Source organism: Stenotrophomonas sp. PS02297, from assembly GCF_029959705.1.
In the GTDB taxonomy this organism is placed as follows: domain Bacteria; phylum Pseudomonadota; class Gammaproteobacteria; order Xanthomonadales; family Xanthomonadaceae; genus Stenotrophomonas; species Stenotrophomonas nitritireducens.
Map to the genome: position 1 here is coordinate 1 of NZ_JASCOS010000037.1, position 23,759 is coordinate 23,759.

Here is a 23,759-nt window from a genome sequence, read left to right on the forward strand (position 1 = left end):
CCCCCCGCCGGGGGGGGGGGGGCCGCGGGGGCGCCCGCGCCCGCCCGGGGGGGGGGCCCGCGTTTCCGGCCGGCGTCGCTGTCGTTCGTCCCCCCGATTCCCGTCTTCGTCGCATACCGCTTGTATGCGGCCACCCAGCGCCTATGCTCGGCGCCACTGTCCAGCGGGGGAAGATTCGATGATCGCCAGCCTGTGGTTCTGCCTCCGCATCCTGATTGCCTGGGTGCTGGCGCTGGTCGCGCTGGGCATCGTATGGGCGCATGTGTTCGGCGATCCGGGCACGGTGTTCGCGTTGCTGGTGATCGGCTCGCTGGTGATGGCCGCGGTCAATACCGCCAGCCACCTGCATCGGGTCAAGCTGGTGGCCGGCCGCCTGGACCACGACAGCCTGGCCAGCCGCCAGCGACGCCAGATCGAACTGCCGCTGGATGCCGGGCAGGCGTTCGCGCTGGTGGAGTCGGTGATCACCGGGTTGCCGCGGGTCACCGACGTGGAGAGCTCGCCCGGCAGCCTGCAGCTGCGCGCCAAGCTGGGCCGTGTCGACCCCTACAACATGAGCCCGCCATCGCGCTGGAATCCGCGTTCGTGGCTGACGGTCAAGCGCAACCAGGTGTCGGCGACGGTGACGCCGGGCCAGGGCACCAGCAGCGTGACCCTGCTGTTCGAGCCGGAGGCCGGCGCCTGGGTCGACCTGCTGATGGCCGACGAGGGCAGCAACCACGAGAACGCCGAAGCGGTCAGCCGCGCGCTGAGCCGGCGCGTGGCCGAGCAGCGCCGCGACGAGCGCGAATCGGCCGCGCGCACCGAGGCCGAGAAGGAACTGAGCGTGGCGCGGCTGAACCTGCTGCACGCGCAGGTCGAGCCGCATTTCCTCTACAACACGCTGGCCAACGCGCAGGTGCTGACCCGCACCGATCCCGAACGCGCCGACCGCATGCTCGGCCACCTGATCCAGTACCTGCGCAGTTCGCTGCCGGGCATCGACCAGTCGGTATCCACGCTGGGGCAGGAACTGGAGCGGGTACAGGCCTATCTGGAGATCCTGCGCATCCGCATGGGCGCCCGGCTGGCACTGCAGATCGACGTGCCCGAATCCCTGCACGATGTCGCGCTGCCGTCGATGGCGCTGCAGACCCTGGTCGAGAACGCGATCAAGCATGGGCTGGAACCCAAGCCCGGCGGCGGCACGATCTGGTTGCTGGCGCGCGAATCCGATGGCCTGGTCAACCTCACCGTGGCCGACGACGGGCAGGGCTTCGGCGGCACCAGCAGCGGTACCGGCATCGGCCTGAAGAACCTGCGCGAGCGCCTGCGCCTGACCTGCGGGCCGGAGGCGGCCTTCGCCCTGGTCTCCAACTTCCCCAGCGGCGCCGCCGCGACGCTGACGCTGCCGCGCGCGAACACCGTGCCGCCGGTCGTTCCGCGGCTGCCGGAGCTGCCCCATGCATCTTGATGCCCTGATCGCCGAGGACGAACCGCTGCTGCGCCAGGCGTTGGCCGCGCAGCTGCAGCGGCTGTGGCCGGAGCTGCGCATCGTCGCCGAGTGCGAGGACGGCGCCGCCGCGCTGGAAGCGCTGGAAACCTTGAAGCCGGACCTGGCCTTCCTCGACATCCGCATGCCTGGCGTCACCGGCATCGACGTGGCGCGGGCGCTGGAAACCCTCAGCCCGCAGACCCAGGTGGTGTTCATCACCGCCTACGACCAATACGCCATCGACGCCTTCGAGCGCGGCGCGGTCGACTACCTGCTCAAGCCGGTGGCCGACGAGCGCCTGCTGGCCACCCGCCAGCGCCTGCTCGCGCGGCTGCAGTCCGGCACACCGGACCGGCGCCTGCTGGACCAGCTGCTGGAACAGCTGGCGCGGCGGCCGGCCGGGAAGACCGACGCGCCGCCGCTGGCCTGGATCACCGCCAGCAACGGCCGCGAGACCCGGCTGGTGATGCTGGAGGAGGTGCTGTATTTCCGCGCCGACAGCAAATACACCGCGGTGGTCACCGCCGGCGAGGAACTGCTGCTGCGCAGCTCGCTGCGCGAACTGGCGCAGGCGCTTGACCCGCAGTGCTTCCGCCAGGTGCACCGCTCCACCATCGTCAACATGAAGGCGGTGGCGGCGGTGAGCCGCGACGACAGCGGGCGCGGCGTGCTGCGGCTGAAGGACCGCAGCGAGACGCTGGTGGTCAGCCAACCGTTCATGAGCCTGTTCCGCGGCATGTGACTCCCTGCCTGCGGCCGTACAAGGAGAAGTGCCATGCAGTACCTGACTTTCCTGCTCGGCAGCCTGCTGGCGATGCTGGGCTACCGCGAACCGCCGGGGCAGACGTCGATCGTGCGCGTCAGCGGCGAGGCGGCCGTGCTCAGCCGCACCACGGTGTCCGGCGACCATGCCCGCTTCCAGTGCCTGCAGAGCGAGAGCGGCAACTGCTTCTACCGGCTGTACCGGGAACACTGCCGGGACGAGGGTGCCGGCGAGCTGTGCCAGCGCCAGGCGCTGGACGATTTCAGCGTGGTGGTCGGCAGCGTGCGCGACGTACAGGGGCTGCCGGCCGGCTTCGGCCAGCAGGTGCAGGCCCGCAAAGCGCAACGCCGCGACTGAGCGCGGCGTTGCGGGAAGAGCTCTGGAGCGGAAAGCTCAGAACGCCGGCTGCAGGCGCAGCCCGTCGTCGCCGATGTGGTTGAGCTTGCCGACCAGTTCCGAGTGCTGCCGCATGCGGCCCAGTTCGCGCATGATGCGGATGTCCTCGTGGCGCAGCTCGCGCCGGGCGGCCACCGCCTGCTTGTAGTCCAGCACTTCCGGGTAGTGCCGGGCCATTTCCAGCGCATCGGCCACGGTCTCCACGCTGTCGGCGTCGGAACTGATGCGGGCGCGGCTGTTGAAGGCCTTCATCCAGCGCTCGAAGCCGGCGGTGTGGTCGAACATGTTGGCCATGAACCAGATCACGAACAGGATCGACACCCACGAGCCGAACACGATGACCACGCGGGTGAAGGTGATGTGGAAATCGTCGCGCCAAAGGTAATTGGTGATCAGCCCCAGGATCAGCAGCGAGGACGCCTGCCAGAGCACGATGGACGCCATCAGCCACTGGCACTTGGCCTTGGCCAGTATCGAGACCTCGTCGCGGATCTGCTCGTCGCTCAGGTTCTTCCAGTGCTCGACCTGCTTCTCGAACGGACTGCCGTACAGCTCATTGTCTTGCAGCAACAAACCCAAACCCTTGAACAACGCGATCATGTGGAGCTCCTTGCAGAAACTGGCTGGAACGAGCGACGGATGTGGCGTGGAACGATCTGGCGCTTCCAGTTCTAGCACTTTCATGCGGCGTGGCAATAGGGGCGATGCGAAAACCGGGCGGCCGGGCGAGGGCTGTCCTCCGCCGCCGCGCTGGTTTTTTGCGCCGCGTCATCACGCAAGCCCCGGAAAGCGAAATCTAAAACGCGGCCGCATGCTGCATCCGCACACGATGCAGGGATCTGACCCAAAGGACACGCGAGCGGCACGCGGCCGGAGCATCGCCGGCGCATGCGCGCGCAGGCGCCCCACCGTTCGGTAGAGCGGGGCAACGCCGCGCGGGAGCATCGCCGGGCAAACCCCGCCGGGCGCTGCCCGGCGCTACACACATCGTGGGGAGGCGTCAGAAGGCGCTGCGGAAATCGTGCAGCCTTGTAGAGCGGGGCAACGCCCCGCTGGAGCCTTGCCGATCAAGCCCCCGCCGGGCGCTACCCGACACCACGGAATGCGGTGCCCGGCGCTTAAAAGAAAACGGGCGCCGCAGCGCCCGTTTTCCATCCGCCGGCAGGCGGATCGTTACCAGACCTTGACCCGCTTGTCCGGGGCCAGGTAGAGCTTCTGCCCTTCCTTGACCTCGAAGGCCGGATACCACGCATCGAGGTTGCGCACGGTCAGGGTGCGGAACTGGCCAGGCGCGTGCACGTTGGTCAGCAGCGAATTGCGCAGGGCCTGCTCGCGCATCTTGCTGCGCCAGGCCTGGGCGAAGCCGAGGAAGAAGCGCTGGTCCGGGGTGAAGCCCTCCAGGTCCTGCGCCGGCTTGCCCTGCTGCGACATCAGGTAGGCATCGTGCGCGGTCGCCAGCCCGGCCACGTCGGCGATGTTCTCGCCCAGGGTCAGGCGGCCGTTGACGTGCACGCCGGGGAACGGCTCGTAGCTGCTGAACTGCGCGGCCAGCGCGTCGCCGGCGGCGTTGAACTGCTTCAGGTCCTGGGCCGTCCACCAGTTGTGCAGCTTGCCGGTCTCGTCGAACAGCGCGCCGGCGTTGTCGAAGCCGTGGCTGATCTCATGGCCGATCACCGCGCCGATGGCGCCGTAGTTGACCGCATCGTCGGCCGCGCCATCGAAGAACGGCGCCTGCAGGATCGCGGCCGGGAACACCAGGCGGTTTTCCAGCGGCACGTTCATCGCGTTGATGGTCTGCGGCAGCATCGCCCACTCGCTGTGGTCCACCGGCTGGCCGAGCTTGGCGACGTTGCGCCGGTACTCGAACAGCGAAGCGCGCTGCGCGTTGCCCAGCGCGTCGTCGCGCTTCACTTCCAGTGCGCCGTAATCGCGCCACTTGCCCGGATAGCCCATGTCGACCTTGAGCCCGGCGACCTTGGCCTTGGCGTGCGCCTTGGTCTCCGGCGACATCCATTCCAGCGCGTCGATGCGCTTGGCGAAGGCGGCGATGATGTTCTTCGCCATCTCGTCGGCGCGGGCCTTGGTGGTGGCGTCGAAGTGGCGCTCGACGTAGATCTTGCCGACCGCCTCGCCGATGGCGTTGTTGGTCTCGCCGACGGCGCGCTTCCAGCGCTCGCTCTGCTGCGGGGTGCCGCTCATCGCGGTGCCGTGGAAGGCGAAATGCGCGTCGGCGAAGGCCTTGGGCAGGTAGGGCGCGGCTTCGTCCAGCGCGTGGAAGGCGAGATAGTCCTTCCAGACCTCCAGCGGCTCGCTGGCGACCAGCCTGGACAGCCCGGTCACTGCCTTCGGCTGCCAGACGATGAAGTCCTGCTGCGCCGACAGGCCGGCCGCATCGAGGAACGCGGCCCAGTCCATGCCCGGCGCCCGCGCAGCGAGATCGGCCTGCTTCCAGGCGTTGGCGCCCTTCTCGACGTCGTTGGTTTCTTCCTGGGTGGCGTGGGCGCGGGCGATCTTGGTCTCCAGCGCGACGATGCGCGCGGCCTTGCCCGCGGCGTCGGCGTCGCCGGACAGCTCCAGCAGCCGGGCGACATGGCCTTCATAGGCCTTGCGCAGTTCGGCCATGCGCCCGCCTTCCAGGTAGAAGTCGCGGTCCGGCATGCCCAGGCCGCCCTGCACCAGGTAGGGCACGTTGCGGTCCGGCTGCAGCAGGTCCACCGATACCCACACGCCGAACAGGTGCGGCGTGTAGAAGTTGGTGGCGTTGAGCAGGTCCACGTCGGCGCGCAGGCTGGCGCCCAGCGCACGGGCAAGCGCCTGCCGGTCGGCGATGCCGGCGATGGCCTGCAGCTGCGGCTGCACCGGTGCCGCACCGCGCGCCTCGATGCCGGCCTCGTCCATGAACGCGGCGTAGTAGTCGCCGATCTTGCGCGCCTCGCCGTCGCCGGCCTTGCCGGCTTCCTCCATGATCGCGCGGGTATCGGCCAGGGTCTTCTCGTGGATCACGTTGAAGCTGCCGAAACTGGAACGGTCGGCCGGGATCTCGGTGCGCTGCACCCACTGGCCGTTGGCGAAGTCGAAGAAGTTGTCGCCGGCGGCCACGCTGCGGTCCATGCCGGAGACGTCGAAGCCGAAGCTGCCCAGCTGCGCCTTGGCGGCGGTTGCGGCGGGGGGCGTGGAGGTGGCGTTGTTTTCGGCGGGAACCTTGTCGCCGCCGCAGCCGCTCAGCGACAGCGCGGCACCAAGGGCGAGTGCAAGGATCGAACGTTGCAGGGCCATGGCGGCTCCGGAAATCTGGGATGGAACCGGCAGTCTAGTCCTGTGCACAGGGGCGCGCGCTCCCGATTCCGGCACTTGTTCCCGCGCCAGGGATATGCGGCGATGGAACCTGGGCTGCGCGCAAGTCTTCCCGTCGGGGGCGTTTGTACTGCATGCTGTGAAGCGGACATCGATGGCGGCTCCCGGGGAAGGCGGGAACCGCGTTGCGCATGTGCCGTCCTGCGCGAGCCCGGCAGGCGGCTGCGGCCCATGGTTTCCGATGGCACGGCGGACGACGACGAACGAGACCATGCATGCAGACCGAATGCTGACGCAGGGAAGGTGCCGATGCACCGGGACATGAGCCAACCGCTGCGCCAGGTCGCCGCTTTCGGGATCGTGATCGCGCTGCTGCTGGCTGCGACGCTGGTGATCATGCTGTGGAACGATCGCGGCAGCCGCCTGCAGGCGGCGCAGCGCCAGAGCATGGCGCTGGCGACCGGCAGCGACCGGCTGCTGCGGGCGGAACTGACCACGATGGAACGCGCGCTGCGCGGCGCCGCCCGCGACGGACGCGAGTATTACCGGCAGGTGCCGGAGCGGGCGCCGGCATTGCTGGAGGCCAGCATCCGCGGCACGCTCGAACGCAATACCGACCTGGCCGCGATCACCCTGGTCGATGACGCCGGCATGCCGGTGACCGAGGGCGCTGGCGATCCGACGCTTGCGCGATGGGCGGTGCCGGCGAACCGGGTGCTGGCCGGCGAGTTGTACGTCGGCGGAATGGAAACGCTCCCCGGCGGCGGCCGGGTAGCGTTGACCGCGGTGCCGGTGCAGCCCGGCCAATGGCTGCTGGCGCGCGTGCGCCTGGGGGTATTCCAGCGCGTGGTCAGCGGCTTGGATACCGGCCGCAGCGGCGTGGTATCGATCAGCAGCCGCCACGGCGAACTGCTGGCGCACAGCCTGGACCCGTCGGCGGTGGAGCGGCGGCTGCCGCGACCGATGCACCGGCCGCAGGTGTCGGACCAGGTGCAGGCGCTGGGCGTGGCGGACAGCCCGATGGATGGCGTGCGCCGGGTGGTCGCGGTGAGCGCGCCGCGCGACTATCCGCTGGTGCTGTTCGCGGGCCTGTCCTATGACGAGGTCATGGCGCCGTGGCGTACCTACTTCTATGTCGCCACCGGCATCTACCTGCTGTATCTGTGCGGGTTCGTCTACCTATACGGCAGCATGCGCCGCGGCGCGCTGCGCCAGGCGCGGCTGGCCGAGGAGCTGCGCACGGGCGCGGCGGAGCTGGCGCTGGCCCACCAGGTCGGCAAGGTGGGTACGTGGTCGATCGACAGGAAGGGCGGAACCCTGCGCTGGTCGGCGCTGACCCGGCGGATGTTCGCGCTGCCGGCGCGGCAGGCCCGCCTGGAGGACTTCTATGCGCATGTGCACGAGGAAGACCGCCCCTGGCTGCGCCAGCAGGACCGAGCGGGTGCGCAACGAAGCGCGCGTGCAGCGCGCCGAGCACCAGTTCCGTCTCGTGTTCGACCGCAATCCGGCGCCGTTCTGGATCTTCGACCTGGCCACGCTGCAGTTCCTGGAGGTGAACCAGGCCGCGATCGACCAGTACGGCTACAGTCGCGAGGAATTCCTCGCCATGACCATCCTGGACATACGCCCGGAAGATGGATGGGAGGAAATCCAGCGCACGCTGGAAGAGTCCAGGGACGGCGGTCCGCCCGTGCCGCGGGTACGCATGCACCGGCGCCGCGACGGCGGCCTGTTCGAGGTGCTGGGACATCTGGCGCGGCTGGAATTCGATGGTCGCCCGGCCTGCCTGGTACTCGCCGAGGACGTCAGCCAGCGGCTGGCCTACGAGCGCGACCTGGCCTGGCGCGCCAGCCATCATCCCGGCACCGGCCTGTTGACGATCGAAGCGCTGGCCGAACGGCTGGACGCCGGCGCGGCCGGCTACACCATCATCCACGCGCAGCTGCGCGGGCTGCAGATGGTCGCCGACACGCTGGGCCGCGAGGCCGGCGACGAGGTCCTGCAGGCGATGGTCGCCCGGCTCGCCACGCTGGGCGCGCGCTATGGCCTGCTGGCCTACCAGCCGGCGGAGGATTTCGTGCTGGCGGTCGCCAGCGGACACGATCCGCAGCGGGCGCTTGAGGCGCTGCGCGACGCGGTGTCCGAACCGGTGCGCGGCCGCGATTCGTTCCACCAGCTGGAACCGCGCATCGGCGTGGCGGACAGCCCGGGCGACGGCGCGAGCGCCGACCTGGTGCTGGGCTGCGCGGCGCAGGCGGCCCACGCCGCCCGCGAGAACGGCGTGGTGGTGCTGCGTTTCGACCACGCGCTGGCGCAGCGTCACGCCGACCGGCTGCAGCTGGCCGGGCGCATCCACCTGGCCATCGAACGCGACGAATTCGAGCTGTATTTCCAGCCGATCCGCCATGCCGCCGACGGTTCGCCGGCCGCGCTGGAAGCGCTGCTGCGCTGGCCGCAGCCCGACGGCAGCTTCATCCCGCCGTCGGACTTCATCCAGCTGTGCGAGGACACCGGCCAGATCATCGCGCTCGGCCGCTGGGTGATCCGCGCCGCCGCCCATGCCGGCCGCGTGCTGGCCGACAACGGCTGGGCCGGCCTGCCGATCGCGGTCAACGTCTCGGCGGTGCAGTTGTTCAACAGCGACCTGGTCGGCGAGTTCACCCGCGCCGTCGAGGCGCTGGGGTTGCCGCCCGGCGCGCTGCAGATGGAACTGACCGAGAGCAGCCTGATGCGCAACCCGGCGCAGGCGATGCAGGTGCTGGAGAGCCTGAGCGCCAGCGGCATCGCGGTGGCGCTGGACGACTTCGGTACCGGTTTCTCCAGCATGTCCTACCTGCAGCACCTGGCGCTGGACTCGCTGAAGATCGACCGCGCCTTCGTCGCCGACGTCGAGCGCAACCCGCGCAACGCCGCGATCTGCCGCGCGCTGCTGTCGCTGGGCCACAGCATGGGGCTGGTGGTGATCGGCGAGGGCGTGGAAACCGAAGGCCAGCTCGACTGGCTGGTCGCGCACGGCTGCGACCACGTGCAGGGCTATCTTCTGGGCCGGCCGATGCCGTTGCGCGAGCTGCTGGCGCTGCTGGCCCTGGCGCGCGACTCAGGGTGAGGACGGGGCGGTGGCGTCCGCGCCGAGTTGCCCGACCAGATAATCGATGAAGCTGCGCACTTTCGGCGCCAGGTGGCTGCGGCTGGCATAGACCGCATGGATGCCGACCGGCGGCAGGCGCCAGTCCGGCAGCACCGTCACCAGCCGGCCATCGGCCAGCGCCGGGCCGACGATGAAATCGGGCTGGGCGATGATGCCCATGCCGGCGATGGCGGCCTCGCGCAGCACCTCGCCGTTGTTGGCGCGCATGCGCGCCCTGACCGGCACGCTCACCTCGCCCTGCGGACCCTGTAGTTGCCAGCTGTCGCCGCCGGCCCAGTAGCTATAGGCGAGGCAGGCGTGGTGCGCCAGATCGTCCGGCTGCGCCGGCGTGCCATGGCGCGCCAGATAGGCCGGTGCGGCGCACAGCACGATCGCGGCCTCGGCCAGGCGGCGTGCGATCAGCGAAGGCGCCGGCTGGCGGGTGATGCGGATGGCCAGGTCGAAGCCTTCCTCGACCATGTCCACCTGGCGGTCGGAGAGCGACAGATCCAGTTCGACGTCCGGGTGGCGTTCGGCATAGCCGGGCAGCAGCGGCGCCAGCCGGGCGATGCCATAGCTGACCGGCGCGTTGATCCGCAGCCGGCCCGAGGGCTGCAGCGCCTGTGCGCCCACCGAGGCCTCCAGCGCGTCGAACTCGGCCAGCAGCTGCACGCAGCGCTGGTAGTAGGCGGCGCCGATGCTGGTCGGGCTGACCCGCCGCGTGGTGCGGTTGAGCAGGCGTGCGGACAGGCGCTTTTCCAGCGCGGCGATCTGCCGGGTGACCGCGGCGGTGGACAGGTCCAGTGCCTCGGCGGCGGCGCTGAAGCCGTTGCGCTCGACCACCGCGACGAACACCCGCATGGCATCGATGGTGTCCATTGTTTCCGATCCCGCAATAAAACGTTGAGGCCGAGGTTATTTGTTGCCCCGCGCCGCGGCAATAACCTGAGCGGCGTCGATCCTTCCGCGTGGAGACTGCCATGCAATCCCTTCCGTCCCTGTATATCTCCCATGGCTCGCCGATGACCGCGCTGGAACCGGGCCCGGTCGGGCCGCGCCTGGCCGAGCTGGCCGCGGCGCTGCCGCGGCCGCGCGCCATCGTGATGGCCTCGGCGCACTGGCTGGGCCGCGCGCCGATGGTGTCGGCGCCGGCGCGGCCTGAAACCATCCACGATTTCGGTGGCTTCCCCGACGCGCTGTACCAGTTGCAGTACCCGGCCCCGGGTGCGCCGGAGCTGGCGCAGGACGTGGCGGCGCGGCTGGCCGCGGCCGGCCTGGCGCCGGTGATCGACCCGCGGCGCGGGCTCGACCACGGCGCCTGGGTGCCGCTGCGCTTCCTCTACCCGCAGGCCGACATCCCGGTGCTGCAACTGTCGATCCAGCCGTCGCTGGGGCCGGCGCACCAGCTGGCGATGGGCCGTGCGCTGGCGCCGCTGCGCGATGAAGGCGTGCTGCTGGTCGGCTCGGGTAGCATCACCCACAACCTGCACGACTGGCGCAGCTACCCGCAGGGCGGGGAGGCGCCGTATGTGCGCCCCTTCATCCAGTGGGTGGAGCAGAAGCTGCGCGCCGACGACGTGCCGGCGCTGCTCGATTACCGCCGGCAGGCGCCGTTCGCCGCACAGGCGCATCCCACCGACGAGCACCTGCTGCCGCTGTATTTCGCGATGGGGGCGGCCGGTTCGGACCGGCTCGGCGCGCAGCGCATCGATGCCGGCATCGACATGGGCTTCCTGGCGATGGACATCTACCGCTTCGACGGCGCGCCCTGAAAGATCGCACGCCTCATGCCGGCCGCGCGCCGCGCCGGGCCGACGGACGCCGGGTAGGGCGGCAGGGAGGCGCGCGTCGGCACTGCCGGTGGGCGTGCCGTCCGCAGGCGGGCCGGCGCCATCGCCCGCGGCCTGCGCGTTCCTGTCGAAACGCGTGCTGCCGTCATCGGCGACCGTGCGGGGCTGTGGTAGTTTTTCCACGTTGGTTCAACCGTCGCCGCCAGTGTGGTGACTTCGTGGAGAGGCATGCACACGATCGAAGTCGTTCTGGCGATGCTGGTGGCGGTAGTCGCCAGCGGCTACCTGGTGAGGATCCTGCCCTTCTCCCTGCCGCTGCCGCTGGTGCAGATCGGCCTGGGCGCGTTGATTTCCGGCGTGTTCAAGCGCGGCCATGCGCTGGAACCGGACATGTTCTTCCTGCTGTTCCTGCCCCCGCTGCTGTTCCTTGACGGCTGGCGCATCCCCAAGCAGGGCCTGTTCCGCGACAAGGGCGCGATCCTGGAACTGGCGTTCGGCCTGGTGGTGTTCACCGTGGTCGGCGCCGGCCTGCTGATCCATTGGCTGATCCCGGCCATGCCGCTGGCGGTAGCGTTCGCGCTGGCGGCGATCATCTCGCCCACCGACCCGGTGGCGGTGGGCGCCATCGCCTCGCGCGTACCGATTCCCAAGCGACTGATGCACATCCTGGAAGGCGAGTCGCTGCTCAACGATGCGTCCGGCCTGGTCTGCTTCCGCTTCGCGGTGGCGGCGGTGATGACCGGCAGTTTCTCGCTGGCGCAGGCCTCGCTGACCTTCCTGTGGGTGGCTTTCGCCGGCCAGGCCATCGGCGTGGCGGTGACCCTGGGCGTGTCTACCTTCCAGCGCTGGCTGTGGCGCAGCTTCGGCGAGGAGCCGGGCGCGGCGCTGCTGGTCAACCTGCTGATCCCCTTCGCCGCCTACCTGCTGGCCGAAGAATTCAATGCCTCGGGCATCCTCGCCGCGGTCGCCGCCGGCATCACCATGAGCTATGTCGAGCTGACCGGCCGCATCAGCGGCAGCATGCGCGTGCAGCGCGCGGCGGTGTGGAACACGGTGCAGTTCAGCTTCAACGGCATCATGTTCGTGCTGCTGGGCGAGCAGCTGCCGGGCATCGCCCAGCGCGCGGCGGACACGATCTCGGTAACCGGCCACAGCGAATGGTGGTGGCTGGCGATCTACGTGCTGGCGATCAACGCGATGCTGGTGGTGCTGCGCCTGGCGTGGGTGTGGCTGTCGCTGCGCTGGAACCTGCTGCGCGCGCGCTGGCGCGGCGAGGAGCGTGCCAGCCAGACTTCGTGGCGGGTGGTGCTGGCGATGTCGGTGGCCGGCGTGCGCGGCGCCATCACCCTGGCCGGCGTGCTGACCCTGCCACTGATGGTGCCCGGCGGCGAGCCGTTCCCGGCGCGCGACCTGGTGATCTTCCTGGCCGCCTCGGTGATCCTGGTGTCGCTGCTCGGCGCCAGCCTGCTGCTGCCGCGGCTGCTGCGCGGGCTGGAACTGCCCAAGGACGACGACAGCCGGCGGGTGGAGGACCTGGCCCGCAAACTGTCCTCCAAGGCCGCGCTGGCGGCGGTGGAGAAGACGCGCCAGCAGCTGGTGGATGGCCAGACCACCACCAACGTGCAGCTCTACAACGATGCCGCGGCGCGGGTCAGCCTGCTGTACCAGCGCAACCTGGAGAAGGGCCAGGGGCCGGACGAGGATCCGGAGAAGGTGCGGCGCATGGAGCAGGCCTACCGCAGCCTGCGCTCGGCCGGGCTCACCGCCGAGCGCGAGGAACTGTTCCGCCTGACCCGGCACGGGCAGATCCCCGACGAGGTCGCGCGCAAGCTGATCCGCAACCTGGACCTGCTGGAAAGCCGCCAGCGGGATTGAGCCGCCGCCACGGCGATGGCGCCCACCCGGGGCGCCGCCGGCCTTACTTGTTCAGTTCGAGGAAATACGGCTCGACCGAGCCGTTGATCTTCAGCGTCATCGGGTTGCCGCGGCGGTCGCGGGCCTTGCCGGCCTGGACGCGGATCCAGCCTTCGCCGACCGAGTACTCCTCCACGTCATCGCGCTCGATGCCGTTGAAGCGCACGCCGACGCCGCGTTCGAGAGCGGCCGGGTCGTGGAACGGGCTGCCGGGGTTGACCGCCAGGCGGTCGGGAGGGGTATCGCTCATGTCGAGTGTTCGTTGACGGCCACCGTGGCCGGCTTCAGGGACGCAAGGATAACCGCTGCGGCTTCCGCTGCCGCGTGCGCGGCGGCAGAATGCGCGCCATCAAGCCGCGGAGAAGCCCCATGCCCGACAACAGCGCCGATTACGAGGATTCCGACGAACTGCTGCCGACCTTCGATGAAGACGACCATCCGGCGCGGGTGTGGAACCTGCTGTGGCTGATCAATCCCGGCGACGAGGAGGCGGCGCTGCAGCAGTTCGATGCCTGGCGCGAAGCGCGCGCCGGCGCCGAGGACGAGGCCGGCGACGAGCAGTGGCTGTGGGACCTGAAGGACGCCATCGACTGGCGCGCGGGCTTCCATGTGGACTGGAAGGACGTCGACTCGTTCGTTGCCGCGCTCGACGAGCTGGCCGCGCGCTGGAACCTGGGCATCGACTGGGGCGGCGACCTGGACGACGAGGACTTCGCGCAGGACATCGACGTGCCCATGCTGATGGCGACCGCGCACGACCGCCTGCGCGAACACGGCTACACGGTGTGGAACTGGAACACCGGCGGCGACGGCTACGCCGGTTGGATCGCGCTGAGCCGCGACGACGAGGCGATGCTGGCGCTGTGCTCGCTGCTGGGCGTGGAAGTGCGGCCGGGCAGCGATCCGTTCTGATCCTGCTGCAGGAGCCCGCGCGGGTAGGCTCCTACAGGGCCTGGTACTGCGATCGCGCGTTGGCGATCACCCGCCGCACCAGTTCGCGGTCGTCATGCCGCGAGATGGCGCGCGCGCCCAGGGCGATGGCGGTCTCGCGCAGCGGCGCCGGCACGTCGTAATGCGCGCCGCTGGGACGGTTCTGGAAGGCCCGCCGCGGAATCCCGAGCTGCTGCGCCATGGCGTGCAGCTCGGGCAGGGTGTCGGCCATCAGATGCGCCCAGCGCTCGCCGCGCCAGGGATGTACCGCATCGTCGATATAGACCGTCACCGCGGCGGCGCAGGTCAGGCCTGCGGCTTGTCGCCAGCGTCGGCGTCGGCCGCCGCTTCGGTGTCGCCGGTTTCATCGGCGGCATCGCCGCCGTCGGCCACGGCCGCGGCTTCCTCGCCCTCGACGCCTTCGAATTCGGCGACCAGGCTGGCCAGGTAGTCGTCGGCGCTCTTGCCCTCGGCCGCGGCGGTGGCATCGATGAGCTGCTGCAGCTGCTCCGAATACTCCAGGGCGACCTTGCGGCCTTCCTTCTCCTGCACGTTGGCCAGGTGCTTGAGCATGGCCAGCATCGGCACCGGATTGTCGGCGTTGCCCATGGTCTGGCCGCCGATGGACAGCAGCCACTGCCGGCCCTGCAGGCCGATGGCGGCCACGACCTGGCCTTCCTCGTTCACCAGCACGGCATGGTTCTGGACCTGCTGCTGCGCATCCAGGCGCAGGAACGGGCGGCGGGGCTGCTGCTTCTTGCGCTGGTCGCGCTTGGCTTTGGACTGCTTGGACATGAGGGTTCGACGAAGGGAAACGGCCGCCATTGTAGGCGGCCGCTCCCGTCGTTGCCGAACCGGTGCCGCGGCGCGGCCTTCAGTGGGTGCCGGCTCCGGGCGCCATGGCCGCCTCGTCGCCGACGGCGGTGGGCGGAGCGGCGACAGGGACGGGGACGGGGACGGGCAGCGCGGCGATGGCCGACAGGGCGGCTGCCTCGGCCTCCTTGGTCATCACCACGATGCTGATGCGGCGGTTGATCGGGTTCTGCGGATCGGTCTTGTCGAACAGCACCGAGGAGGACAGCCCGATCACCCGCGCCACCTTGTCCTCGTCCATGCCGCCTTCCAGCAGGGCGCGGCGCGCGGCGTTGGCGCGGTCCGCGCTCAGCTCCCAGTTGCTGTAGCCCAGCTGCGTGGAATAGGCGGTGATGTCGGTATGGCCGCCGATGCTGATGCGGTTGGGCACCTGGTTGATGAAGCGCGACAGCTCGCGCAGGATTTCCCGGGTGTACGGCATCAGCTTGGCGCTGCCCATGTCGAACATCGGCCGGTTCTGCTTGTCCACGATCTGGATGCGCAGCCCTTCGGGGGTGATGTCCAGCAGCAGCTGGTCCTTGAACGGCTCCAGCGCCTGGCTCTTGTCGATGGCCTGCTCCAGCTCCTGCTTCAGCGCCTCGAGCTGCTTCTTCTCGCGTTCGCGCTCGTCCACCGGCGTGGGGATGGACTCGCGCTGGTTCTGGAAGGGGTCGTTGCTGTTGCCGCGGGAGACGTCGGTGGCGCCGCCGAGCTTGATCATCGAGGTGCTGGCGCCGCCGGGACCGGCCATGCCGGGGGCCGGGGTGCTGCTGGTGCCGCTGAGCGGGCTGGGATTGCGGAAATACTCGGAAATGGCCGCGCGATCGGGCTTGCTGGTGGTGGCCAGCAGCCACATCACCAGGAAGAAGGCCATCATCGCGGTGACGAAGTCGGCATAGGCCACCTTCCACGAGCCGCCATGGTGGCCGCCGCCCTGGATCTTCTTCACCCGACGCACGATCACCGTGGGCTTGGCATCGGTGCTGGCCATGGCTTATTTGACCGACTTCAGGTGCTGTTCGAACTCGGTGAAGCCGGGGCGCAGCGCCGACGGCACGGTCTTGCGCGCGAACTCCAGGGCGATCTTCGGGTTGTAGCCGCGCAGGCAGGCCAGCAGGGCCGTCTTGACCGACTCGTAGATGCGCGAGTCCTGTTCGGCGCGGGCTTCCACCGCGGCCGCGATCGGGCCGATGAAGCCATAGCCGAGCAGGATGCCGAGGAAGGTGCCGACCAGCGCGCCGGCGACATGTGCGCCGACTTCCTTGATGTCGCCGCCGATCGAGCCCATGGTGATGACGATGCCCAGCACCGCGGCGACGATGCCGAAACCGGGCAGTCCGTCGGCGACCTTGGCCAGCACATGCGCCGGTTCCATCGCCTCGTGGTGGTGCTTTTCCAGCTCCAGTTCCAGCAGCGGTTCCAGCTCGTGCGGCTCGATGTTGGAGCCGATCATCAGGCGCAGGCAGTCGGTGATGAAGTCGACCAGGTGGTGGTCGGCCTGGATCTTCGGGTAGTTGGCGAAGAGGGGGCTTTCGACGGGGTTCTCGACGTGCTCCTCGAGCGACATGAAGCCTTCGCGGCGCGCCTTGTTGAGCAGTTCGTACAGCAGGCTGAGCACATCCAGGTAGTCCTGCTGCTTGTAGCGGGGCCCCTTGAACACGCCGACCACGGCCTGGAGAGTCTTTTTCACCGTCTTGGCCGGGGTGCCGACCAGGAAGGCGCCCAGCGCCGCGCCGCCGATGATCACCAGTTCGAAGGGCTGCCACAGCGCGCCGATTTTTCCGTGCGCGCCCACATAGCCGCCAAGCACGCTGAGGATGACGACAAGCAGGCCGACGATGATGAGCATGGGGCGCGGGACACGGAAGGGGATATCCCGTTGTCGGCCGCGCCGGCCGGAACTGAAGCGGAAAAATGTGAACTCAGTCGGAGGCCGTCGATTCGGCGCCTCCGCGCCGCAGCGGATCCGGCCAGGCGCTGCCGCGGCCGACGAAGGACAGCGAAACCGAGTTGAGGCAATGCCTTTCGAATGTCGGCGGCGGCCCGTCCGGGAACACGTGGCCGAGGTGGCTGCCGCAGCGGGCGCAGACGATTTCCGTGCGCACCATCCCGTGGCTGGCATCGCGGATGCGGGCCACATGCGCCGGGTCGAACGGGGCGAAGAAGCTCGGCCAGCCGGTGCCGGAGTCGAACTTGGTGCTGGAGCGGAACAGCGGCAGGCCGCAGAGCCGGCAGCAATAGGTGCCTTCGCGCTTGTTGTCCAGGAACACGCCGCAGAACGGGGCCTCGGTACCGTGGTGGAGCAGGACGCGCCGTTCGTCGTCGTCCAGGCCGGCGACCAGGGCGTCGCGCTGGGCGGCATCGGGGGGCGTCAGGTCGAAAGCGGTCATGGGGGCGCCTCCGTGGGGGTGGACCGCCATGGTAGGCGCCGGCCGGCACGGCTCCAACCGGCGCGTTTACCGCGCCGGCAGCGCCGGTGGTGCATGATCGCCATACATGGACCTGTGGGAGTGCCCGATGAAACGGATTCCTCTACTGCTGCTTGCGATGCTGGCAACCACCCCGGCCTTGGCCCAGCTCAAGCCCTTGCCACCGCCTACCGAGACCCGGCCGGTGAGCCTGCCGCCGCCCTCGAAGCCGGCCAGCGAGGCCTCCGGCCAGGCTGCCGACAACGAGCGCCTGCGCGAACGGCTGGAGCGCCCGGCGCCGGCTGGCAAACCGGCGGCCAGGCCTGCCGCGAAGCCGCAACCGGCCGCGCAGGTGCCGGTGTACGACCACGACGGGCGGCGGCTCAACGGCATGCGCCCGGCCGGGCCTGGCCGGGTGATGGACACCCGCACCGGCCGTTACCACGACACCGTGCCCAGTGGCGACGGCGTGCGCATCGTGCGCTGAGCGCAGGCGGCTTAACCGCGGGCAACGCGGCCCGCGCAGTCACCGAGGTCACGGCCTGGATCACGGTGCCTTGGCGCGTGCTTAACCGGTCCCGGGCGCACTGTGCGCGTGCGCAGTCGATGCGCGTCCACATGCCGTACCGGAGTATCGAAATGTCCAACATGCACCACAACCAGCCGAACCAGGGACATGCCCCGCAGCGCAATGCCGGCCAGCCGGCGCAGCAGGAACCGCAGCGGCCGTCGAAGATGGCCAGCGGCAGCGAAGCCGCCGCAAAGCCGGACAAGCAGGCGCACAAGGCGCCGGAGCGGGACCGCCGCTGACAGCGTGGCGGGCATTGTCCGATGAGGAAGCGGCGGGCTTGTCCCGCCGCTTTGCCGTCAGGCGGCGATCAATCGGCGATGGGCAGGCTGAGCGTCTCCTTCACTTCCTCCATCACGATGTAGCTCTTGGACTCGCGCACATGCGGCAGGCTGAGCAGGGTGCTGCCGAGCAGCTTGCGGTAGGAGGCCATCTCGTTGATGCGCGCCTTGAGCAGGTAATCGAAGTCGCCCGAGACCAGGTGGCACTCCAGCACGTTGGGCAGCTTGAGCGCGGCACGGCGGAATTCCTCGAAGATGTCGCCGGACTTGTAGGCCAGCGAGATCTCCACGAACACCAGCAACCCGGCCTTCACGTACTGCGGGTCCAGCCGCGCGTAATAACCGGTGATCACGCCTTCGCGTTCGAGCCGGCGCACGCGTTCGGTGCAGGGCGTGGTGGACAGCCCCACGCGCTCGCCCAGTTCGGTGAAGGAGATGCGGCCTTCGGCCTGCAGGATGCGCAGGATCCGGCGGTCGATCTTGTCCAGTTCGCGGCTGCGGGTGGCCATGGCGCTCTGTTTTGCGTGAAGGAAACGGGAAATTACCCTGTTTTATCCTTCAATACGGGAAAAAACACTGGTATCTGCTGAATATACTGCGCGGTTCATGGTCCCTGCCCGATCCGGTGCAGGGAATTGATAGGGTTGATGCCTGTCCGCCGCTCCCGCCGCGTGGTCGCCGGGGCGTGCGCAGGGTCCCAGGAGCGAGCGATGCGGGTTCTGATACTCGGCAGTGGTGTGATCGGCACGACCAGTGCCTGGTACCTGCGACAGGCGGGGCATGAGGTGACGGTAGTGGACCGGCAGCCGGCTCCCGCGCTGGAGACCAGTTTCGCCAACGCCGGCCAGCTCTCCTTCGGCTATACCTCGCCGTGGGCCGCGCCGGGCGTGCCGCTCAAGGCGATCAAGTGGCTGTTCCAGGAGCATGCGCCGCTGGCGATCCGCCCCACCGCCGACATGGCCCAGTACTGCTGGTTGTGGCAGATGCTGCGCAACTGCACCGCCGGCCGCTACGCGGTCAACAAGGCGCGCATGGTGCGCATGTCCGACTACAGCCGCGACTGCATCAACGAACTGCGCGCGGCCACCGGCATCGACTATGAAGGCCGCCAGCTGGGTACCACCCAGCTGTTCCGCACCCAGCAGCAGCTGGACGCCGCCGCCCAGGACATCGAAGTGCTGCGCCAGTACGGCGTGCCGTACGAGGTGCTGGATCGCCAGGGCATCGTGCGCGTGGAGCCGGCGCTGGCCGGCAAGGCCGATACCCTGGTCGGCGCGTTGCGCCTGCCCGAGGACCAGACCGGCGACTGCCAGCTGTTCACCCGCAGGCTGGCCGCGCTGGCCGCCGCGGCTGGCGTCGAGTTCCGTTTCGACCAGGACGTGGCCGGGCTGGAGCGCGCCGGCGACCGCATCACCGGCGCGCGCATCGGCGGCAGGCTCGAGACCGCCGACCAGTACGTGGTCGCGCTGGGCAGCTACTCGCCGCAGCTGCTGGCGCCGCTGGGCATGCGCCTGCCGGTCTACCCGCTCAAGGGCTATTCGCTGACCCTGCCGATCACCGACGCGGCGATGGCGCCGACCTCGACCATCCTGGACGAGAGCTACAAGGTGGCGGTGACCCGCTTCGAGGACCGCATCCGCGTCGGCGGCATGGCCGAGGTGGCCGGGTTCGACCTGTCGCTGGATCCGCGCCGCCGCGCCACCCTGGAAAAGGTGGTCAACGACCTCTACCCGCAGGGCGGCGACCTGTCCCGCGCCGAGTTCTGGACCGGCCTGCGCCCGGCCACGCCGGACGGCACCCCGGTCGTCGGCGCCACGCCGTACAGCAACCTCTTCCTCAATACCGGCCACGGCACCCTCGGCTGGACCATGGCCGCCGGCTCCGGCCGCTACCTGGCCGACCTGATGGCCGGGCGCAAGCCGCAGATCAGCACCGAAGGCATGGACATTTTCCGCTACGGCGGACGGGGAGCGGCCTGATGCGCCCGGCACAGGCCCTGATCGACCTGGAGGCGCTGCGCGGCAACTACCGGCTGGCGCGCCAGCTGGGCGGCGGCAAGGCGCTGGCGGTGATCAAGGCCGACGCCTATGGTCACGGCGCGGTCGCCTGCGCGCGCGCGCTGGAGGCCGAGGCCGACGGTTTCGGCGTGGCCTGCATCGAGGAAGCGCTGGAGCTGCGCCAGGCCGGCATCACCCGGCCGGTGCTGCTGCTGGAAGGCTTCTTCGACGCCGCCGAACTGCCGCTGATCGTCGAGCACGACCTGTGGACCGCGGTGGCTTCGCCGTGGCAGGTCGAGGCGGTGGCCGCGTTCCGCACCGATGCGGTGCTGCAGGTCTGGCTGAAGCTGGACAGCGGCATGCACCGGCTGGGCCTGTCGGTGGACGAGTTCCGCGCCGCGCACGCGCGCCTGTCGGCGCTGCCGCACGTCGCGCCGATGGTGCTGATGAGCCACATGGCACGCGCCGACGAACTGGACAGCCCGCGCACGCTGGAACAGCTGGAGACTTTCAGCCGCGCCATCGACGGCCTGCCGAGCGAGACCAGCCTGTGCAACTCGCCGGCGCTGCTGGGCTGGCCGCAGGTGCGCAGCGACTGGGTACGCCCGGGCCTGATGCTGTACGGCGCCGATCCGCTGTACCCGCAGCCGAGTCCGTACGCGGACCAGCTGCGCCCGGTGATGACCCTGCAGTCGCGGGTGATCGCGGTGCGCGAGATCGCCGCCGGCGAACCGCTGGGCTATGGCGCGCGCTTCGTCGCCCAGCGGCCCACGCGCGTGGGCGTGGTGGCGATGGGCTACGCCGACGGCTACCCGCAGTTCGCGCCCAACGGCACCCCGGTGCAGATCGACGGCGTGCCTGGCCAGCTGATCGGGCGGGTATCGATGGACATGCTCACCATCGACCTGACCGACCACCCGCAGGCGGGGCTGGGCAGCATCGTGCAGCTGTGGGGTACGTCGCCGACCATTTCCGAACTGGCGCCGCGCTGCAACACCAGCGCCTACCGGCTGCCCTGCAGCCTCAAGCGCACGCCGCGCGTCTATCTGTCCCAATAGGCGCAACGGAAAAGGGCCGCGAACGCGGCCCTTTTCCTTCCTGCAGTCGTGCGTACCGACGCCGGCGTCAGAGCCCGGCGGTGGCGGGGTCGTCGCGCAGCTCGCGGCGCAGCCAGTCGTCGAGCAGGCGCTTCTCATAGCGCAGCGGGTCGGTGTCCGACAGGCGGGTGTTGCCATAGAGGTAGGCGTTGTCCACCAGCTTGCGCTCGCCCTGGTCGATCACCCGGCCCTGCGCGTCGGTCAGGGTGAACTGCAGGCTGATCCGCGGCGGGTAGATGTCGCGCATGAAGCGCACCTCGTCCATGCGCGAACCGTGCCAGGGCTCGTAATCGCCGGCGCGCTTGATATCGGTGATGGTGACGGCCATCTGCTGGCCCTCGGGCAGCTTGCTGGAGGCCTGCTTGCGCAGATATTCGGCCAGGTTCACCACCCAGTTGCCGCGTTCGGCTTCCCAGCGGTTGCGGCTCTGGCGCAGCTCGGTGAAGCCTGACGGGTCGTTCCACTGCACCTGCACCGGGCCTTCTTCGGCCAGGGCGCGCGGCGCCTGCGGGTCGGTGACGCTGGCGGGACGGGCGGCGGCGGTGCCCGCCACGAGCAGGCAGGCCAGCGCCAATGCGGCAAAAGTCGGGGTCTTCATGACGAACCTCCGGTGACGGGTGTGCAATGCAGTGTGGGGGCGATCTCCGTGCCGGGCAATCGCCGGGCGCCGGGCGGTTGGAGCCGGGTTGCGGACGGTTCATCATCACATGCCGTGGATAGTTGCACGCCCAGACTTTCCTTCCGTTGCCGCGCCGCCGCAAAGACCCGCCCACCGCCTTGAGCATGCATCCGCCCGAACTGGAGCCGTTCGTCCCGCCGCCGGCGCCACCGGTAGCCGCGGGGCTGGACAGCTCCCTGCTGTACCAGGAGGTGTTCGAGGCCGTCGGCACCGGTTTCTGCGTGATCGAGGTGCTGTTCGACGAGGCCCGTGCAGTGGACTTCGTGCACTGCAGGGTCAACGCGGCATTCGGACGCATCACCGGCCTGGCCGATGTCATCGGGCGGCGCGCCACCGAAGTGCTGCCGGGGCTGGACGAATACTGGTTCCGGGTTTTCGGCCGGGTGGTCGGCGAGGGCATGCCGGTGCAGTTCGAGCGCTACCTGCCGCAGCTCGGGCGCTGGTATTCGGTCGAGGCGGTGCGGCTGGGGCCGGCGGCGGCGCGTCGCGTCGCGGTGCTGTTCTTCGATATTTCGCGGCGCAAGCAGATCGAGACCGACCTGGTCGAAAGCGAAGCGCGCTTCAGCGCGCTGGCCGACGGCCTGCCGATGCCGGTCTGGGTGCTGGACGACCTGGGCCACGTGCGCTTCGTCAACAATGCCTTCGGCAGCTTCTTCGGGCTGGATGGCGACCATTGCTTCGGGCCGCGCTGGTGGGAAGGGCTGCTGCACCCGGAAGACCTGAAGGTCTTCGAGTACGCACTGGCCGAGGCATTGTCCAGCGAGCGCGACCTGCATCTGAGCGCCCGCCTGCGCCGCCACGACGGCCAGTGGCGCTGGCTGGAAATGAACGCCGCGCCGCGCTTCTCGGCCGATGGCCGCTTCATCGGCCTGGCCGGCAACAGCCCGGACATTACCGAGCGCCGCGAGATCGAGATGGCGCGCGAGGAACTGCTGGAGGCCGAGCGCGCCGCGCGCAACACGGCCGAAGGCATGGCACGGGTGAAGGACGAATTCCTCGCCACCTTGTCGCACGAACTGCGCACCCCGCTCACCACCATCCTGGGCTGGAGTGAGCTGCTGCTGCAGCGCATGGAGGCCGACCATCCGATGCGCCGCGGGGTGGAAGTGATCGCCAGCAGCGCCATGGCGCAGAAGCGGTTGATGTCGGACATGCTCGACCTGAGCAGCATGCTGCTGGGCAAGGTGCAGCTGGAGGTCGAGGTGCTGGACCTGGCCGAGCAGGTGCGCGAAGCGGTACGCCTGCAGGAACTGGTGGCGCAGGGCAAGGCGCAGGCCCTGGTGGTCGACGTGCCGCAGGCGCCTTGCCCGGTGCTGGGCGACGCGACGCGGCTGCAGCAGGTGCTGTGGAACCTGCTGGCCAACGCCATCAAGTTCACGCCGGTCGAAGGCCGGGTCGAGGTCGCGCTGCGCCAGGAGGACGGGCATTACGTGATGGACGTGCGCGACAACGGCGACGGCATCGCGCCGGAATTCCTCGCGCACCTGTTCAGCCGCTTCAGCCAGGCCGACGGCACCACCACCCGCCGCCACGGCGGCCTCGGCCTGGGCCTGGCGATCGTGCAGCAGCTGGCCGAACTGCATGGCGGATCGGTCTCCGCGCAGAGCGCGGGTGCCGGCCAGGGCGCCACGTTCAGCGTGCGCCTGCCGGTGTACCGCGTGGAAAGCGCCGGGCGACCGCGGCGCATGGTGCAGCGGGTCGCGGCCGGCGAACAGGTGGTGACCGCCCATGCCCTGGCCGGGACGCGCATCCTTGCGGTGGAGGACCAGCCGGACGTGCTGGCCTATCTCCGGCGGGTACTGGAAGAACAGGGCGCCACGGTGGTGGCGGCGGCGTCCGCGGCCGAGGCGCTGGAACTGCTCGACCTGCGCGGCCACGCCGCCTTCGACGTACTGGTCAGCGATGTCGGCATGCCCGGCATGGATGGCTACGGACTGGTGCGGACCCTGCGCGAAACCATGGGCGTGTCCGCGGCGGAGCTGCCGGCGGTGGCGGTGACCGCGCTGGCGCGGGGCGACGACCGACGCCGCGCGCTGGCGGCCGGCTTCCAGAAGCATGTCGCCAAGCCGTACAGCGTGGCGCAGCTGGTCGGGGCGATCCGCGAGGCCTGCAGCCGCGGCTGAACCCGGAAACGCGGCAGCGGGCCCCCGCCCGGGCGGGCCGCTAGAATGGCCGGCTACGTTCCGCTG

General features: G+C 69.7%; 23 protein-coding genes. 12 read left to right on the forward strand and 11 right to left on the reverse strand.

Annotated elements, in window-relative coordinates; genetic code table 11:
- Positions 1-178 precede the first annotated feature (178 nt).
- Genes QMX80_RS09400 through QMX80_RS09410 form a run of 3 tightly spaced genes read left to right on the forward strand, consistent with a single transcriptional unit; the run spans position 179 to position 2,594 of the window.
- On the forward strand, positions 179-1,453 hold the full coding sequence (locus QMX80_RS09400; protein ID WP_055770633.1) for a histidine kinase: 1,275 nt from the start codon (positions 179-181) through the stop codon (positions 1,451-1,453).
- The gene (locus tag QMX80_RS09405) at positions 1,443-2,216 is read left to right on the forward strand and encodes a LytTR family DNA-binding domain-containing protein (RefSeq protein ID WP_282276661.1); all 774 of its coding nucleotides are present in this window, start codon (positions 1,443-1,445) and stop codon (positions 2,214-2,216) included. Before QMX80_RS09400 ends, QMX80_RS09405 begins: the two co-directional genes overlap by 11 nt.
- Before the next feature lie 33 nt (positions 2,217-2,249).
- On the forward strand, positions 2,250-2,594 hold the full coding sequence (locus tag QMX80_RS09410) for a hypothetical protein (RefSeq protein ID WP_055770627.1): 345 nt from the start codon (positions 2,250-2,252) through the stop codon (positions 2,592-2,594).
- Between the two features lie 36 nt (positions 2,595-2,630).
- Here the strand turns inward: QMX80_RS09410 and QMX80_RS09415 are convergent, their stop codons facing one another.
- Both QMX80_RS09415 and QMX80_RS09420 read right to left on the reverse strand, forming a co-directional pair.
- Positions 2,631-3,233, reverse strand: coding sequence for a hypothetical protein (locus QMX80_RS09415; protein ID WP_055770624.1), 603 nt, complete (start codon positions 3,231-3,233; stop codon positions 2,631-2,633).
- A gap of 573 nt (positions 3,234-3,806) precedes the next feature.
- Positions 3,807-5,909 carry a M13 family metallopeptidase gene (locus tag QMX80_RS09420; RefSeq protein WP_282276663.1) on the reverse strand — a complete coding sequence of 701 codons (2,103 nt, stop codon included), beginning with the start codon at positions 5,907-5,909 and terminating at the stop codon, positions 3,807-3,809.
- Positions 5,910-7,368: 1,459 nt separating this feature from the next.
- On the opposite strand from QMX80_RS09420, the gene QMX80_RS09425 reads away from it, so the two are divergent.
- Positions 7,369-9,033: an EAL domain-containing protein gene (locus tag QMX80_RS09425; protein WP_282276664.1), complete on the forward strand. Its 1,665-nt coding sequence runs from the start codon at positions 7,369-7,371 to the stop codon at positions 9,031-9,033.
- Here QMX80_RS09425 and QMX80_RS09430 read toward each other — a convergent pair.
- Positions 9,025-9,933, reverse strand: coding sequence for a LysR family transcriptional regulator (locus QMX80_RS09430; protein WP_273083014.1), 909 nt, complete (start codon positions 9,931-9,933; stop codon positions 9,025-9,027). The two genes, QMX80_RS09425 and QMX80_RS09430, sit on opposite strands and share 9 nt — an antisense overlap.
- A 101-nt stretch (positions 9,934-10,034) precedes the next feature.
- Between QMX80_RS09430 and QMX80_RS09435 the strand changes: the two genes are divergently transcribed.
- Both QMX80_RS09435 and QMX80_RS09440 read left to right on the forward strand, forming a co-directional pair.
- Positions 10,035-10,826 carry a class III extradiol ring-cleavage dioxygenase gene (locus tag QMX80_RS09435; protein WP_282276665.1) on the forward strand — a complete coding sequence of 264 codons (792 nt, stop codon included), beginning with the start codon at positions 10,035-10,037 and terminating at the stop codon, positions 10,824-10,826.
- Between the two features lie 246 nt (positions 10,827-11,072).
- Positions 11,073-12,719: a Na+/H+ antiporter gene (locus QMX80_RS09440; protein ID WP_282276666.1), complete on the forward strand. Its 1,647-nt coding sequence runs from the start codon at positions 11,073-11,075 to the stop codon at positions 12,717-12,719.
- Positions 12,720-12,762: 43 nt separating this feature from the next.
- On the opposite strand, the gene QMX80_RS09445 is transcribed toward QMX80_RS09440, so the two are convergent.
- The gene (locus tag QMX80_RS09445; RefSeq protein WP_055770606.1) at positions 12,763-13,008 is read right to left on the reverse strand and encodes a DUF3297 family protein; all 246 of its coding nucleotides are present in this window, start codon (positions 13,006-13,008) and stop codon (positions 12,763-12,765) included.
- Between the two features lie 119 nt (positions 13,009-13,127).
- Between QMX80_RS09445 and QMX80_RS09450 the strand changes: the two genes are divergently transcribed.
- Entirely contained in the window at positions 13,128-13,670 is a 543-nt protein-coding gene (locus QMX80_RS09450; RefSeq protein ID WP_055770603.1) for a hypothetical protein, read from the forward strand.
- A gap of 31 nt (positions 13,671-13,701) precedes the next feature.
- Here the strand turns inward: QMX80_RS09450 and QMX80_RS09455 are convergent, their stop codons facing one another.
- The 5 genes from QMX80_RS09455 to msrB form a co-directional block, all read right to left on the reverse strand.
- Positions 13,702-13,980, reverse strand: a complete 279-nt coding sequence (locus tag QMX80_RS09455) for a DUF4031 domain-containing protein (RefSeq protein WP_055770601.1) — start codon at positions 13,978-13,980, stop codon at positions 13,702-13,704.
- A gap of 14 nt (positions 13,981-13,994) precedes the next feature.
- Complete coding sequence (locus tag QMX80_RS09460; RefSeq protein WP_282276668.1) at positions 13,995-14,483, reverse strand: hypothetical protein; 489 nt, start codon at positions 14,481-14,483, stop codon at positions 13,995-13,997.
- A gap of 79 nt (positions 14,484-14,562) precedes the next feature.
- Positions 14,563-15,531 carry a flagellar motor protein MotB gene (gene motB / locus QMX80_RS09465; RefSeq protein ID WP_282276669.1) on the reverse strand — a complete coding sequence of 323 codons (969 nt, stop codon included), beginning with the start codon at positions 15,529-15,531 and terminating at the stop codon, positions 14,563-14,565.
- Positions 15,532-15,534: 3 nt separating this feature from the next.
- On the reverse strand, positions 15,535-16,389 hold the full coding sequence (motA, locus tag QMX80_RS09470; protein WP_055770594.1) for a flagellar motor stator protein MotA: 855 nt from the start codon (positions 16,387-16,389) through the stop codon (positions 15,535-15,537).
- A gap of 73 nt (positions 16,390-16,462) precedes the next feature.
- A complete protein-coding gene (gene msrB / locus QMX80_RS09475; RefSeq protein WP_282276670.1) occupies positions 16,463-16,930 on the reverse strand; it encodes a peptide-methionine (R)-S-oxide reductase MsrB in 468 nt (155 codons plus the stop codon).
- Positions 16,931-17,057: 127 nt separating this feature from the next.
- Between msrB and QMX80_RS09480 the strand changes: the two genes are divergently transcribed.
- Both QMX80_RS09480 and QMX80_RS09485 read left to right on the forward strand, forming a co-directional pair.
- Positions 17,058-17,435, forward strand: a complete 378-nt coding sequence (locus QMX80_RS09480) for a classical arabinogalactan protein 4 (RefSeq protein ID WP_282276672.1) — start codon at positions 17,058-17,060, stop codon at positions 17,433-17,435.
- Positions 17,436-17,587: 152 nt separating this feature from the next.
- On the forward strand, positions 17,588-17,758 hold the full coding sequence (locus QMX80_RS09485; protein ID WP_156358019.1) for a hypothetical protein: 171 nt from the start codon (positions 17,588-17,590) through the stop codon (positions 17,756-17,758).
- A gap of 68 nt (positions 17,759-17,826) precedes the next feature.
- Here the strand turns inward: QMX80_RS09485 and QMX80_RS09490 are convergent, their stop codons facing one another.
- Positions 17,827-18,306 carry a winged helix-turn-helix transcriptional regulator gene (locus QMX80_RS09490; RefSeq protein ID WP_055770585.1) on the reverse strand — a complete coding sequence of 160 codons (480 nt, stop codon included), beginning with the start codon at positions 18,304-18,306 and terminating at the stop codon, positions 17,827-17,829.
- Positions 18,307-18,507: 201 nt separating this feature from the next.
- Here QMX80_RS09490 and QMX80_RS09495 point away from each other — a divergent pair, with 201 nt between their 5' ends.
- Both QMX80_RS09495 and alr read left to right on the forward strand, forming a co-directional pair.
- Positions 18,508-19,776 (forward strand): D-amino acid dehydrogenase, encoded by a 1,269-nt coding sequence (locus QMX80_RS09495; protein ID WP_282276676.1) that lies wholly within the window; start codon positions 18,508-18,510, stop codon positions 19,774-19,776.
- Complete coding sequence (gene alr, locus QMX80_RS09500) at positions 19,776-20,852, forward strand: alanine racemase (protein WP_282276677.1); 1,077 nt, start codon at positions 19,776-19,778, stop codon at positions 20,850-20,852. The genes QMX80_RS09495 and alr overlap by 1 nt, the downstream gene beginning before the upstream one ends.
- A gap of 67 nt (positions 20,853-20,919) precedes the next feature.
- Here the strand turns inward: alr and QMX80_RS09505 are convergent, their stop codons facing one another.
- Entirely contained in the window at positions 20,920-21,489 is a 570-nt protein-coding gene (locus tag QMX80_RS09505) for a DUF3016 domain-containing protein (protein WP_282276678.1), read from the reverse strand.
- A 185-nt stretch (positions 21,490-21,674) separates the two neighbouring features.
- Here QMX80_RS09505 and QMX80_RS09510 point away from each other — a divergent pair, with 185 nt between their 5' ends.
- Positions 21,675-23,693 (forward strand): ATP-binding protein, encoded by a 2,019-nt coding sequence (locus tag QMX80_RS09510; protein ID WP_282276680.1) that lies wholly within the window; start codon positions 21,675-21,677, stop codon positions 23,691-23,693.
- The last annotated feature ends 66 nt before the right edge of the window (positions 23,694-23,759 follow it).